This window comes from Vibrio sp. 2-2(8) (genome assembly GCF_963888495.1).
In the GTDB taxonomy this organism is placed as follows: Bacteria; Pseudomonadota; Gammaproteobacteria; order Enterobacterales; family Vibrionaceae; genus Vibrio; species Vibrio anguillarum.
On sequence record NZ_CAWPJM010000052.1, the window covers coordinates 209,973 to 224,348 of the forward strand.

The 14,376-nt window shown below is 49.1% G+C and carries 10 protein-coding genes; 8 read left to right on the plus strand and 2 right to left on the minus strand.

The features are described from left to right. Nucleotides 1-88 precede the first annotated feature (88 nt). Both AACV12_RS15135 and AACV12_RS15140 read left to right on the plus strand, forming a co-directional pair. The gene (locus AACV12_RS15135) at nt 89-355 is read left to right on the plus strand and encodes a DUF4212 domain-containing protein (protein ID WP_013855818.1); all 267 of its coding nucleotides are present in this window, start codon (nt 89-91) and stop codon (nt 353-355) included. A gap of 12 nt (nt 356-367) precedes the next feature. Continuing rightward, entirely contained in the window at nt 368-2,071 is a 1,704-nt protein-coding gene (locus AACV12_RS15140) for a sodium:solute symporter family protein (RefSeq protein ID WP_013855817.1), read from the plus strand. A gap of 94 nt (nt 2,072-2,165) precedes the next feature. On the opposite strand, the gene AACV12_RS15145 is transcribed toward AACV12_RS15140, so the two are convergent. Further along, a complete protein-coding gene (locus AACV12_RS15145) occupies nt 2,166-5,600 on the minus strand; it encodes a PAS domain-containing hybrid sensor histidine kinase/response regulator (protein WP_170900658.1) in 3,435 nt (1,144 codons plus the stop codon). Between the two features lie 86 nt (nt 5,601-5,686). Beyond that, entirely contained in the window at nt 5,687-6,877 is a 1,191-nt protein-coding gene (locus tag AACV12_RS15150) for a 3-phenylpropionate MFS transporter (RefSeq protein ID WP_170900660.1), read from the minus strand. Between the two features lie 202 nt (nt 6,878-7,079). Between AACV12_RS15150 and AACV12_RS15155 the strand changes: the two genes are divergently transcribed. The 6 genes from AACV12_RS15155 to accC all read left to right on the plus strand — a co-directional run bounded on the left by AACV12_RS15155 (nt 7,080) and on the right by accC (nt 14,278). Beyond that, the gene (locus tag AACV12_RS15155) at nt 7,080-8,906 is read left to right on the plus strand and encodes a DUF294 nucleotidyltransferase-like domain-containing protein (protein WP_170900722.1); all 1,827 of its coding nucleotides are present in this window, start codon (nt 7,080-7,082) and stop codon (nt 8,904-8,906) included. A 13-nt stretch (nt 8,907-8,919) separates the two neighbouring features. Beyond that, nucleotides 8,920-9,552: a 3'-5' exonuclease gene (locus AACV12_RS15160; RefSeq protein WP_026027882.1), complete on the plus strand. Its 633-nt coding sequence runs from the start codon at nt 8,920-8,922 to the stop codon at nt 9,550-9,552. Between the two features lie 141 nt (nt 9,553-9,693). Beyond that, a complete protein-coding gene (gene acs, locus AACV12_RS15165; RefSeq protein WP_026027881.1) occupies nt 9,694-11,643 on the plus strand; it encodes an acetate--CoA ligase in 1,950 nt (649 codons plus the stop codon). 285 nt (nt 11,644-11,928) lie between these two features. After that, nucleotides 11,929-12,378 (plus strand): type II 3-dehydroquinate dehydratase, encoded by a 450-nt coding sequence (gene aroQ / locus AACV12_RS15170; RefSeq protein ID WP_013855811.1) that lies wholly within the window; start codon nt 11,929-11,931, stop codon nt 12,376-12,378. Between the two features lie 83 nt (nt 12,379-12,461). After that, the gene (gene accB / locus AACV12_RS15175) at nt 12,462-12,917 is read left to right on the plus strand and encodes an acetyl-CoA carboxylase biotin carboxyl carrier protein (protein WP_013855810.1); all 456 of its coding nucleotides are present in this window, start codon (nt 12,462-12,464) and stop codon (nt 12,915-12,917) included. Nucleotides 12,918-12,931: 14 nt separating this feature from the next. Then, nucleotides 12,932-14,278 (plus strand): acetyl-CoA carboxylase biotin carboxylase subunit, encoded by a 1,347-nt coding sequence (accC, locus tag AACV12_RS15180; RefSeq protein ID WP_013855809.1) that lies wholly within the window; start codon nt 12,932-12,934, stop codon nt 14,276-14,278. The last annotated feature ends 98 nt before the right edge of the window (nt 14,279-14,376 follow it).

Below are 14,376 nucleotides of genomic sequence, written 5' to 3' on the forward strand. Positions count from 1 at the left end.
AGTTGCACAGACCCACCACCCTTTCACTGCTATCTTAATTTCGTAACATTAAATTAACACTACGATATGCAAACCGAAGGAGAAGGTCATGGCGTTCCAATCAACCGAACATGCTCAAGCCTACTGGAAGGAAAACTTGGGAATTATGGGCTCACTGCTGGCAGTGTGGTTCTTGGTATCATATGGTGCAGGCGTTCTTTTCGTCGACGCACTTAATACGATTCATTTAGGCGGGTTCAAACTAGGGTTCTGGTTCGCACAACAAGGGTCCATCTATACCTTTGTCGCCTTGATCTTTATTTACGTTGTGCGCATGAATGCGCTCGACAAGAAATACAACGTGCAGGAAGATTAAGAGGTTTACGAAATGGATATTCAAACTTGGACGTTTATTCTGGTCGGTATTACGTTTGCACTCTATATCGGCATTGCCATTTGGGCCCGTGCAGGATCGACCAGTGAATTCTATGTTGCTGGCGGTGGTGTTCACCCTGTTGCCAACGGCATGGCAACCGCAGCGGACTGGATGTCAGCCGCTTCATTTATCTCAATGGCGGGTATCATCTCGTTCATTGGCTATGATGGTACCGTGTACTTGATGGGCTGGACAGGCGGCTATGTGTTATTGGCACTTTGCCTTGCACCTTATTTGCGTAAATTTGGCCAGTTCACCGTGCCAGATTTTATCGGTGAGCGATACTACTCAAAAACCGCGCGCATGGTGGCGGTATTTTGCGCCATCTTTATCTCGTTTACTTATGTTGCGGGGCAAATGCGCGGCGTCGGCGTGGTATTCTCTCGTTTCCTCGAAGTGGATATTAACGTTGGTATCGTCATCGGTATGGGGATCGTGTTTTTCTATGCGGTACTCGGTGGCATGAAAGGCATCACTTATACGCAAGTTGCACAGTTCTGCGTGCTCATTTTCGCCTTCCTTGTTCCCGCCATTTTCACCTCGATCATGATGACAGGTAACCCTCTGCCACAAATTGGTATGGGCTCAACCATTACCGGTACCGATGTTTACCTACTCGATAAACTCGATGGCTTAACTCAAGAGCTCGGCTTCACCGCTTATACCGAAGGCAACAAGAGCACGGTTGACGTGTTCTTTATCTGCGCAGCCTTGATGGTGGGTACTGCTGGTCTTCCTCACGTCATTATTCGCTTCTTCACTGTGCCTAAAGTGCGTGATGCGCGTATCTCAGCAGGTTGGGCATTGCTGTTCATCTCTTTGCTATATACCACAGCGCCAGGTGTTGCTGCTTTTGCCCGCGTGAACATGATTGAGACCATTAATGGCCCAGACATGCAAGGCGTACCCGCAACAGACGCGCCTACTTGGTTTAAGAACTGGGAGAATACTGGCCTTGTAAGCTGGAAAGATAAGAACAACGACGGTCGTATGTTCTACTCTGGCGATGAGCGCAACGAGATGAACATTAACCGTGACATCATCGTATTGGCGTCTCCTGAACTGGCAAAACTGCCAAACTGGGTGGTTGGCTTGCTCGCAGCTGGGGGTTTAGCTGCTGCGCTTTCGACAGCTGCAGGTCTTTTATTGGTTATCTCGACGTCAATTTCTCACGACTTATTGAAGAAAGGCTTCAAACCAAACATGACCGATAAACAAGAGCTGTTAGCCGCACGCTTAGCCGCCATCATTGCGATTGTGGGTGCTGGTTACCTAGGCATTAACCCACCGGGTTTTGTGGCTCAGGTGGTAGCGTTTGCCTTCGGCTTGGCAGCCGCCTCCTTCTTCCCGGCCATTATTTTGGGCATCTTCTACAAGAAGATGAATAAAGAAGGCGCGATCGCGGGCATGGTCGCAGGGATTATCTTTACTGCAACCTACATCATCTACTTCAAATTCATTAACCCGGCAGCCAGCACGCCAGATAACTGGTTGTTTGGTATCAGCCCTGAAGGCATTGGTACGTTAGGTATGTGTTTGAACTTCGTGGTATCGATTGTGGTGAATAAATTTACCGCAGAAGTTCCAACCGAAGTGCAAGAAATGGTGGAATCAATCCGCTTCCCGAAAGGCGCGGGGCAAGCTCACGACCATTAATCTTCACCTGCGAGCGTCATGCTCGATGTTCGCTCCGCAGTGAAGTGTGATGCCCATAAAGCCGATGCCCACGCATCGGCTTTATGCTGCATGCTTAATTGACTCGATTCAACAGCGCGCGCAGTTTGAGTGGTTTTATTGGTTTGGGAATAAAGCTAAAGCCATTGGATTTAATCGCATCCATCATCTCTTCAGTGCGATCAGCGCTGATGATGACCCCTTCAAAGCTATCTCCAAGCCGCAAGCGACACTGCTGCAACACTTCTAAACCAGTGCGACCATTATCTAAGCGGTAATCCGACAAAATAACATCAGGCAACCAATTGTTTTCTAATGCTTTCAGGCTTTGCAGCAAGTCCGTTGCTACTTTGACATCACACCCCCACCTTGCGAGCAGATCGTTCATGCCGACTAAAATATCAGCTTCGTTGTCCACACACAGTACGCGCAGATGATTGAGATCAGATGGCATACCTTGTTCTATCGCCAGTGTCGGAGCCTGTTTGACAGCTTCAGCGCGCGTCAAAGAGAGCGAAAACACGCTGCCTTTTCCATGCCAAGAGCGCATCGAAATTTCATGACCCAGCACATATGCAATGCCTTTTGAAATCGCTAAACCGAGCCCCAAACCTTGGTCAGAACGGACTTGGCTACCACGGTTAAACTCTTCGAAGATTTCTTGCTGCTTATCTTGCTCGATACCAATGCCGTTATCCCAAACATCAATCCTGACCTGATCTCGCACTCGGCGTACACCCAGCACCACTTTACCTTTAGGGTTATAGCGAAACGCGTTAGTGAGAAAGTTTTGTACCACGCGACGTAATAATTTAGGATCAGACATCACATAGAGCGAGGATGGGATCACTTTAAAATCAATCCCTTGCTGCTTAGCTAAAGCGCTAAATTCAGCGTTAAGATTCGAAAATACATCATTAATAGCAAAGCTATGAGAATGCACATCGAGCTTGCCGGACTCTAAACGTGAAATATCCAGCAAATCACCAATCAGATCTTCAGCCGCGCCCAGAGCACTCTCTATATAACCCGCCAACGTTTTCACTTCCGTCTCTTTAGCCACTTCCGAGAGCGAGGAAGCGAACAGGCGCGCAGCGTTCAACGGCTGCATTAAATCGTGGCTGACGGCGGCCAAAAAGCGCGATTTTGATTGCGATTCTTGGTCTGATTTTTGAGTTGCCGCCACCAAGCGTTTGTTGAGGGTTTCAAGCTCTAGGGTGCGTTGGTGCACGCGCTCTTCCAAGGTTTCATTGGCCTCTTTTAATGCCTGCTCCGCTTCGCGAAAAACGGTGATGTCGCTAAAGCTCATCACAAACCCGCCGCCCGGCATCGGGTTGCCTTGCACTTCAATAACTCGTCCATCTGGGCGAATACGCGCCGAGGTGTGTCTGGTTCCTTGCTCAAGGTGATACACCCGCCGCCGCACGTGATCCTCAGGGTCACCAGGGCCGCATAATCCGTGTTGCGCGTTGTGCCGTATCACATCCGCAATCGGCCGCCCCACTTGAATCAGCCCAGCGGGAAACTCAAACAGTTCGAGATAGCGTTGATTCCACGCCACCAGCCGTAGCTTTTTATCGACCACGGTAATTCCTTGACCAATATGCTCAATGGCCCCTTGCAATAAGCCGCGACTAAAGTCGTACAGTTCGGATGCTTCATCAACAATGGTCGCCACTTCCTCAAGCTGCATGTTGCGTCCTTGCAGCGCAGAAGTGAGCACCAATTTGGCCGAAGAAGCACCAAACACCCCCGCCAGCACTCTTTCTGTATGACGGATTAAGGTAGATGGCGCTTGTTGGTTAGGTAGTAACGTCTCTCTCTGCTGGCTCCAATATTGGCGAAAAGCAGTGCGAACGCGAGTGCGCCCCACAAAACGAGCGGCCAACATTTCAAGCTCAGCCACTGTCACGCGGCTTTGATACAAGCTGAGATTCTCACTCTCAGGCAGCGGCGTACCGACAAAAGAGGCCGATTGTAAACGCTCACTCAAACTCGGACGAGTCACCATAGAGACAACAACGTAGCAGAATGTGTTAAGCGCAACACTGAGCATCATGCCCCAATCTGAGTTTTTCAGCCCCATCTGCACCAACCAATCCGGCGGGGTGATCATCCATAACAGAACGTTAGTTTGTGCATCGCCCGCCAGCATGTCGGTTTGGCTCATTAAGGTTACGAGCCACACAGTAAAACCGACCGCCAATCCAACATAAACGCCTTTGCGGTTGCCTTCACGCCAGTACATGCCACCAATCAATGAAGGGGCAAATTGGGTAATCGCCGCAAATGAGAGAAAACCGATCGCCGATAAAGAACCAATCGCATCCAACGCCTGATAAAAACCCCAAGCGCCAAGCAGCAGCAATAGAATCAACCCGCGACGGATGTTGAGCAACAACCCAGATAAATGACGGTAGTTGCGCTGAGTTAAGCGCATGCGGCGCAACAGAAGCGGCATCACCAAATCATTAGAAACCATGATCGCCAATGCAATGGTCGAGACAATCACCATGCCGCTGGCCGCTGATGTGCCACCTAAAAACGCCAGTAACGCTATCTGCTCGGCGCCCACCGACATAGGCACGCTGAGTACATAAGTATCGGCAGGGCTGCCGCTTAGCAAACTTTGCCCAACCCATGCAATAGGTAGAACAAATAACCCCATCAAAGTCAGGTAAAGAGGAAATAACCAGCGCGCCGTGTGTAGATCTTGCGCGCGTTCATTTTCTACCACCATGGTATGAAACTGACGCGGTAAGCAGATGATCGCCATCATGGTTAATACGGTGTGGATCAACAGCGTTGGCCAGTTGGGCGCTTGATACGTCTGCTGGGCAATCGCACTTAGATCAACCGTTTCACGGCTTGAAGCCAGATAAATGATGAAACCGCCCACGGTTAAAAAAGCGACCAATTTAACAATCGATTCAAACGCAATCGCCATCATCATGCCGCGGTGGTGCTCGGTGTTATCAATATGCCGTGTACCAAACAGCATAGTAAATAGCGCTAAAGCCGCGACCACAAACCACGAGACGTGATAATTCTGATAACCAAATTGCGTAGCGAGGTTGGGGGCGACAATCTCAAGCCCCATAGTGATGCCGCGCAGTTGCAAGGCGATGTAAGGTAAAATGCCCACCACGGCAATCAAAGTTACGGTTACCGCTAATCCTTGCGATTTTCCGTAGCGAGCAGCAATAAAATCGGCGATGGAGGTAATATGTTCGCGCTTCGCAATCAAAATCAGCCGCGCCAACATACGCCAGCCAAGGGTAAACACTAAAATAGGCGCAATGTAGATAGGCAGAAATGACCAAGGGTTGCTAGCCGCTTGACCCACAGTGCCGTAAAAAGTCCAAGAGGTGCAATAGACCGCGATCGATAAGCTGTAGATCCACGGTCGCCATTTCGCCAGCCATTGGCTTTGCCTATCACCATACCAAGCGACGAGAAACAGCACGCCTAAGTAAGCGAGCGAAACGGGAACGACGATCCATCCTTGCATTTGATATCCTTATCGGTTCAAAAAAGCCTCTTCAAAGAAGAGGCTTCATTTAACTAAGGATAATTTTTAATCTCAATCAGTTAAGGTTAATTCTGTGCTTCAGGCGCCGCTTTCATTACCTCAGTACCTGACTCATTGGATGATGTGGGTTCGACTTTAATCAACAGCGCCAAAATGCCCATTGCCGCCATCGCCCAAAATACATTAGCGCCCCAGCGTTCATAACCCCAGCCACTCAAGGTGGTCATCAAAGCAATAAATGCCCCAAGTGGAATGGCGTTATACAGCGCTTGCATAGCCACCATTTTGCTTTGCGGTGCGTGCTGAATGTATTGAATCGCCGCTATATGCGCCATCGCAAACGTCACCCCATGCAGCAGTTGAATCGTCCCCAACGCAAGCAGCGCGGTGGTCGATGCCATAAGCCCCCAGCGCACCACAACCCCGATCGACGCGGCAACAAATAATGTGCGTAGTGACCACCCTGAAAAAAGGCGTTTGCTGAGCGCAAATACCGCCACTTCAGCGGCAACCCCAAGGCTCCATAAATAGCCAATCAGCTCTTCCGAATGCCCCGCCGCTTTCCAGTGAATCGAACTGAAACTGTAATACGCCGCGTGACTGCCCTGTATTAGCGCCGCTAAAATCAAGAATTTTATCACTGGCCACTCACGCAATAACTGCGTCAGTTTCGGCCGGACGGCATGTGCATCACCAACCGTCACGGGCATTGGGTTGGGATTGCGCAAGCTAATCAGTAGCGAAACAAATACCCCAGCCAAGGCGGTGTAGAGGATCATGTCAGAGCCATAACGTGCCACAAGTACGCCAACCACGGTAGAACCAGCGATAAAAGCCACCGACCCCCATAAGCGGGTGCGACCATAATCGAGCATTTTTAAGCGTGCATAATAGTTAGCCATCGCATCGGATAGCGGCACCACGGGGCCACAGCAAAGGTTAAACAACACAGTAGCTAACGCCATCAGCCAGAAACTGCCGCCCGTAAAGAAGTGAAAACCAATAAATAAAAACGCCGCCAAACTTAACCAACGCAGTGCTGGTAGAAGAAGCTCGGCCTTATGGATACGCGGCGTAATCACCAAATTAGCGACGCAACGCGTGGCAAAGCCCATACCGATTAATACGCCAATATCGGTTGCAGACACACCTTGGGTTTCAAACCACAGCGCCCAAAATGGCAAGTAAACGCCATACGCAAAGAAGAAACCAATAAAGTACTGCGATATCCAACCATATGGAGAGGGGTTAAGCATGATTCATCCTGAACAAAACGAGGGAGAGAAAACCGCCGTATTATGCAGGCAGTTTAAGATTCTAAAAAGGGAAGTTTACTGATAAATCTGTTTCCTTATTCACAACCTTGCGGGTCATATCACTCATTAGACCAAAGTCGTCTGGAGGTAGTGGCGATTTTTGTCACACTTAGATAGGAATTTCTTCTGAGTGACGATCGTTATGCCTGACAAATTCAACATGCAGTCACCGCCCTTTGACCGCTTAACATTGCCGCAGCAACAGCGACTTCGCTCATCCTTGGATGTGGCGTATTTTCGTAGCAACGATCTGCTGCAGGCCAGTGACAGAGCCAGCTTGTATCTGCACGTACTGATCAAAGGCGCGGTCGAAGAACGCTCGCCAGATGGCAAAGAGATTTTTGCTCACTACGCCAACGATGACATGTTTGATGTACGCGCACTGTTTGAAGAAAAAGCCAAGCATCAGTACGTGGCGCTGGAAGATACCTTAAGCTATCTGCTGCCGAAAGCCGTCTTTCTCGAACTGTATAACGACAACGGCCAGTTCGCCGCCTACTTCGACAATAACCTTGCCAAACGCCAAGCTCTGCTTGATGTGGCACATCAGCAGAAGAATTTAGCCGAATTTATTTTAACTAAGGTTGATGACTCGATTTACCATCCACCGATGATTTTAAACCCAGATCAACCGCTCAACCAAGTGACCCAGCAATTACGCGATAACGGAGTTGATGCGGCCTTAGTTCGTCTTGCCGAGCATGATCAACGCTTAATCGAAAACCCCAGTGCGCACCCCTATGCTATCGTCACGCGCACCAATATGCTGCATTCCGTCATGCTCGATAACCACCCGCTCGATACCCCTGTTGGGGTAATTGCTACCTTTCCTGTGCTGCACATCAACGATGGCGACTTTCTGTTTAATGCGATGATCGCCATGACGCGCAACCGCATAAAACGAGTGATGGTGTGTGATGGTCATCAAGCCGTTGGCATGCTGGACATGACACAAATTCTCAGTGCTTTCTCCACTCATTCTCACGTGCTGACATTAAGTATTGCTCGCGCCAACTGCGTGGAAGAGTTAGCTCTCGCCTCCAACAAACAGCGGCAACTGGTTGAAAGCCTAATCAACAATGGCATTCGCACTCGTTTTATTATGGAGCTGATTTCAGCAGTCAATGAACAGATCATCGAAAAAGCCTTTCATTTGGTTGTGCCACCCGCGCTGCATGATCACTGCTGCTTGATCGTACTCGGCTCCGAAGGCCGTGGGGAGCAGATCCTCAAAACCGACCAAGATAACGCGCTGATCATCAAAGATGGCTTGCAGTGGCATCAAATGGGTGTGGTCATGGACACGCTCACCCACACCTTACAGCAGCTCGGCTATCCGCTTTGTCCGGGCAATGTGATGGTCAATAATCCGAAATGGGTTAAAAGCCAAACTGAGTGGAAAACCACGCTTAGCCAATGGGTGAAAGCGGCCAAACCCGAGCAAGTGATGGATATTGCGATCATGGCCGACGCACACGCAGTTGCGGGCAACAAACACTTATTGGCCCCTATTAAACAGCACTTGAGCCATTTAATGGCCGACCAAGAATTGATTTTGATGGAGTTTACTCGCCCCGCGCTGAGCTTTTCTGTGCCACTCACGCTGTTTGGCACCGTAAAACACTCCAAATCTGGCTTAGATATTAAACAAGGTGGCATTTTCCCGATTGTGCATGGCATTCGCGCCCTAAGCCTTGAACATCAAGTTCAACAAAACAACACCTTTGAACGCATCGAGGCGCTAGTAGAGCAACGGGTTTTGGAAAAAGAAACCGCCGATAATCTCAGTGAAGCGCTCAAACAGTTCTTTAAATTGCGCTTAGCTCAGCAACTGAGCAATCAACACAGCACCAATAAACTCGATTTAAAACAGCTCGACCGAACCGAGCGTGACCTGCTCAGGCACAGTTTACACGTGGTGAAAAAATTCAAGCAGTGGCTTGGCTATCACTATCAAATTCGCGAATAGTGGAGGCGAACAATTGAATTGGTTTACACGCCATTATTGGTTTCACAAGCTGAAAGACTCGCCTTATCAGCCGTTGTTTGCGACGCCGATGCAAGGGGAATATGTGTCGCTCGATTGCGAAACCACCAGCCTTGACCCGAATCGCGCCGAGTTAGTGACGATTGCCGCCACCAAAATCATCGACAACCGCATTTTAACCAGCCAGCCATTTGAAGTGCGTTTGAGCGCGCCACAATCGCTCGACTCGGGTTCAGTCAAAATCCACAAAATTCGCCATCAAGATCTGGTCGATGGCATCGACGAGCAAGAGGCCATCACTCACCTATTAGACTTTATCGGCAACCGACCTTTAGTGGGCTATCACATTCGTTATGACAAAAAAATCCTCGACCTCGCTTGTCGGCGACATTTAGGCTTTCCACTGCCCAATGCTCTCATCGAAGTAAGTCAGATCTATCATGATCAGTTAGAGAGAATGCTGCCGAACGCGTACATCGACCTCAGCTTAGAGGCGATTTGTCGCCATCTTGACTTGCCGATGCAGGATAAACACGACGCGCTGCAAGATGCCATCGCCGCGGCATTAGTGTTTGTGCGCTTGACCAAAGGTGATCTGCCTCCCTTTGTTGCACCTTACTCGCGCTAGCACTTACCCCACACTCATCCTAAAGTCTAATTGTAGAAAATCGCACTCTGACTGACAGTTACCCACATACAGATTTTCCTTTCAGCGCAATTTGATCGCCAATCAACAGGGAAATTGTTCGAATTCACAAGGAGAAAAGCAATGAGTGAAGCCCACGTTTATCCGGTAAAAGAGAACATCAAAGCCAAAACACATGCGGATAATGACACTTACCTAGCGATGTACCAACAATCAGTGACCGACCCAGAAGGCTTCTGGAGTGAACACGGCAAGATTGTGGATTGGATTAAGCCTTTCACTCAAGTGAAACAAACCTCGTTTGATACTGGCCATGTAGATATTCGCTGGTTTGAAGATGGCACATTAAACGTCTCTGCTAACTGCATCGATCGCCACCTTGCCACTCGTGGTGATGAAGTGGCGATTATCTGGGAAGGTGACGATCCGGCTGACGATAAAACCCTCACCTTTAAAGAACTCCATCAACAAGTGTGTCGCTTTTCTAATGTGTTAAAAGATCAAGGAGTACGCAAAGGAGATGTGGTCTGTCTTTACATGCCTATGGTGCCAGAAGCAGCCGTTGCGATGCTCGCTTGTACTCGAATAGGCGCAGTGCATACTGTGGTGTTTGGTGGCTTTTCACCGGAAGCCCTTTCCGGTCGCATCATTGATTCTGATTCCAAAATAGTCATCACTGCCGACGAAGGTGTACGTGGCGGTCGCGCTGTGCCCTTGAAGAAAAACGTCGATGAAGCCTTGACCCACCCTGAAGTGAAAAACATCAGCAAAGTGATCGTCTTTAAACGCACTGGTGGCCAAATTGACTGGCACGAACATCGTGATGTGTGGTGGCATGAAGCAACCGCAAAAGCTTCCGACCACTGCCCAGCCGAAGCCATGAAAGCCGAAGATCCCCTCTTCATTCTCTATACCTCTGGTTCAACGGGTAAACCCAAAGGTGTGCTGCACACAACCGGTGGCTACCTTGTTTACGCGGCGATGACCTTCAAATATGTGTTTGACTATCAGCCAGGCGAAGTGTTTTGGTGTACCGCCGATGTGGGCTGGATCACTGGCCACACCTACTTGGTTTACGGTCCTTTGGCCAATGGTGCAAAAACCGTTCTGTTTGAAGGGGTTCCCAACTACCCAGACACCAACCGCATGAGTCAAGTGGTGGATAAACACCAAGTCAACATTCTTTACACTGCGCCGACCGCTATTCGCGCCTTGATGGCGAAAGGCAATGAAGCCGTCAAAGAGACGTCACGCACCAGTTTGCGCATTATGGGTTCGGTGGGAGAACCGATTAACCCAGAAGCGTGGGAGTGGTACTACAAAACCATCGGTAACGAAAAATCACCGATTGTCGATACATGGTGGCAAACCGAAACGGGTGGCATTTTAATTACTCCACTGCCGGGCGCGACAGCACTTAAACCGGGTTCGGCCACACGACCATTTTTTGGCGTGCAACCAGCCTTGGTCGATAACATGGGCAACATCATTGAAGGAGCTGCCGAAGGTAACTTGGTTATTTTAGATTCATGGCCGGGCCAAATGCGCACCGTTTATGGCGATCATGACCGTTTTGAACAAACCTACTTCTCAACCTTCAAAGGTATGTATTTCACCAGTGATGGTGCACGCCGCGATGAGGATGGCTACTACTGGATAACGGGCCGTGTGGATGACGTGTTAAACGTTTCTGGCCACCGCATGGGCACCGCGGAAATTGAATCCGCTTTGGTTGCTTTTGATAAAATTGCAGAAGCGGCAATTGTCGGCGTGCCACACGATATTAAAGGCCAAGCCATTTATGCTTACATCACCTTAAATGATGGCGTCTACCCCAGTGCCGAGTTACACAAAGAGGTCAAAGATTGGGTACGGAAAGAGATTGGCCCAATTGCAACGCCCGATGTACTGCACTGGACCGATTCACTGCCCAAAACCCGTTCTGGCAAAATCATGCGTCGTATTTTGCGTAAAATCGCCACCGGCGACACCAGCAATTTGGGCGATACCTCAACACTGGCCGATCCTAGCGTAGTGGATAAATTGATCGCCGAAAAAGCAGAATTGTCTTAACGCTAACGATTCTACCTGCCGCGAGGCATTGAGATGATTAAGCCGTCACACTTGTGGCGGCTTTTTCTTTCCCTCTCAGTTCTTCTCATTCTGTTAACTCGGTTGCAGAATTAAATGAGTAAACTATCTGATAAGACCAGTAAATTGCTGCCATTTGCGCTGAATTAGCTATAATCTTGGGCAATTTCTTAAATTCAGGGAATTTTTGACGAAAAATTCACTCTGACCTAAGAATAATATGGGAATATTAATATTCGTTTCACGATATAGGGAGATGTCGACACAATGACTGCCAAATCTCGCATTCTGGTCTTAAATGGGCCAAATCTTAACCTGTTAGGGCTACGTGAACCTGCACATTATGGTTCTGACACCTTAGCGCACATTGTCGAGACATTACGCGAACAAGCGCAAAAAGCAGATATTGAGTTAGAACATCTTCAATCGAACCGCGAATATGAGCTGATCGAAGCCATCCATGCCGCTTACGGCAAGGTCGACTTCATCATCATTAATCCCGCCGCATTGACGCACACCAGTGTGGCACTGCGCGATGCGTTATTGGGTGTCGCCATCCCATTTATTGAAGTGCATCTATCCAACGTTCACGCACGTGAACCTTTTCGCCACCACTCCTATCTGTCGGATAAGGCGCAAGGGGTGATTTGCGGGTTAGGTGCACAAGGTTATGAATTTGCTCTTGCAGCTGCCATAAAAGCGCTACAGGCAAAATAACCCACAGACGATCAACGATAAACAAACACTCTACGGCCCAACCTTAAGGGCTGACGTATTCACAAGATAAAGAGAAAGAAAAGATGGATATTCGTAAAATCAAGAAGCTTATCGAACTGGTAGAAGAATCTGGCATTTCTGAACTAGAAATCTCTGAAGGTGAAGAATCGGTACGCATCAGTCGTAACACTGCGCCAGTACAGATGGCTCAGATGCATTACGCTGCACCAGCGCCAGCACAACAAGCCGCGCCAGTCGCTGCCCCTGCGCCAACGGCTGAAGCCGCCGCGCCTGTAGCGCCAAAAGGTCACCAAGTACTTTCGCCAATGGTCGGTACTTTCTACCGCTCACCAAGTCCAGATTCAAAAGCGTTCATCGAAGTCGGTCAAAGTGTTTCAGTCGGTGACACACTATGCATCGTTGAAGCGATGAAAATGATGAACCAAATCGAAGCCGATAAAGCAGGTATCGTTACGGCAATCCTACTTGAAGACGGCCAGACCGTTGAATTCGACCAACCGCTTGTTGTTATCGAATAATCGAGGTTTGCTTTATGTTAGATAAATTAGTCATCGCGAATCGAGGTGAAATTGCACTTCGTATTCTGCGCGCATGTAAAGAGCTTGGCATCAAAACTGTTGCCGTGCACTCCACTGCCGATCGTGATTTAAAACACGTACTGCTGGCCGACGAAACCATCTGTATTGGCCCAGCACGTGGTATTGACAGCTACTTAAACATTCCACGCATTATTTCTGCAGCAGAAGTAACTGGCGCAGTAGCAATTCACCCCGGTTACGGTTTTCTTTCTGAAAACGCCGACTTTGCTGAACAAGTCGAGCGTTCAGGCTTCATTTTTGTTGGCCCGAAAGCCGATACCATTCGCATGATGGGTGACAAAGTGTCAGCCATCAGCGCAATGAAAAAAGCGGGCGTTCCTTGTGTACCGGGTTCTGACGGCCCACTGGATGGCGATGAAGTCAAAAACAAAGCTCATGCGAAACGCATCGGCTACCCTGTGATCATCAAAGCTTCTGGTGGCGGCGGCGGTCGTGGTATGCGCGTGGTTCGTAGCGAAAATGAACTGACCCAAGCGATCGCAATGACACGTGCCGAAGCCAAAGCGGCGTTCAACAATGACATGGTTTACATGGAAAAATTCCTAGAAAACCCACGTCACGTTGAAGTACAAATTATTGCGGATGGTCAAGGTGGCGCTATTCACCTTGGTGAACGTGACTGCTCAATGCAGCGTCGTCATCAAAAAGTGGTTGAAGAAGCTCCTGCACCAGGCATTACCGAAGAGATGCGTAAATACATCGGTGAACGTTGTACTCGCGCTTGTCTCGAAATTGGCTATCGTGGTGCCGGTACGTTTGAGTTCCTATACGAAAACGGCGAGTTCTACTTCATTGAGATGAACACGCGTATTCAAGTTGAGCACCCAGTCACTGAAATGGTCACTGGCGTTGATCTCATCAAAGAACAGCTTCGCGTCGCCGCAGGTCAACCACTGTCGTTTACCCAAGATGACATCAAGATCCGTGGCCATGCAATTGAATGCCGTATCAACGCGGAAGATCCGGTTCGTTTCCTCCCTTCACCGGGCAAAATTGAACGTTTTCACGCGCCGGGCGGTATGGGCGTTCGTTGGGAATCGCACATTTATGCTGGCTACACAGTGCCGCCACATTACGATTCAATGATCGGCAAGCTCATCACTTACGGTGAAAACCGTGACGTGGCGATTGCGCGCATGAAAAATGCGTTAAACGAAATGATCGTCGATGGCATTAAAACCAATATCACCTTGCAGCAATCGATCATGCAAGATGAGAACTTCCAACACGGTGGAGCGAACATCCACTACCTTGAGAAGAAATTGGGTTTACAGCACTAATTTTCGCGTCGCGAGAGACCAAATGCTCACTTCGGTGAGCATTTTTGTTTTCGGCAGCCGAGTCAGTTTCTGCTAAACTCTGCGCCAACTGACGACAT

What these genes read in the sequence shown, in the direction of transcription:
- AACV12_RS15135 (WP_013855818.1), top strand. Translation starts at nt 89, where the DNA reads ATGGCGTTCCAATCAACCGAACATGCTCAAGCCTACTGGAAGGAAAAC.
- AACV12_RS15140 (WP_013855817.1), top strand. Translation starts at nt 368, where the DNA reads ATGGATATTCAAACTTGGACGTTTATTCTGGTCGGTATTACGTTTGCA.
- AACV12_RS15145 (WP_170900658.1), bottom strand. Translation starts at nt 5,600, where the DNA reads ATGCAAGGATGGATCGTCGTTCCCGTTTCGCTCGCTTACTTAGGCGTG.
- AACV12_RS15150 (WP_170900660.1), bottom strand. Translation starts at nt 6,877, where the DNA reads ATGCTTAACCCCTCTCCATATGGTTGGATATCGCAGTACTTTATTGGT.
- AACV12_RS15155 (WP_170900722.1), top strand. Translation starts at nt 7,080, where the DNA reads ATGCCTGACAAATTCAACATGCAGTCACCGCCCTTTGACCGCTTAACA.
- acs (WP_026027881.1), top strand. Translation starts at nt 9,694, where the DNA reads ATGAGTGAAGCCCACGTTTATCCGGTAAAAGAGAACATCAAAGCCAAA.
- aroQ (WP_013855811.1), top strand. Translation starts at nt 11,929, where the DNA reads ATGACTGCCAAATCTCGCATTCTGGTCTTAAATGGGCCAAATCTTAAC.
- accB (WP_013855810.1), top strand. Translation starts at nt 12,462, where the DNA reads ATGGATATTCGTAAAATCAAGAAGCTTATCGAACTGGTAGAAGAATCT.
- accC (WP_013855809.1), top strand. Translation starts at nt 12,932, where the DNA reads ATGTTAGATAAATTAGTCATCGCGAATCGAGGTGAAATTGCACTTCGT.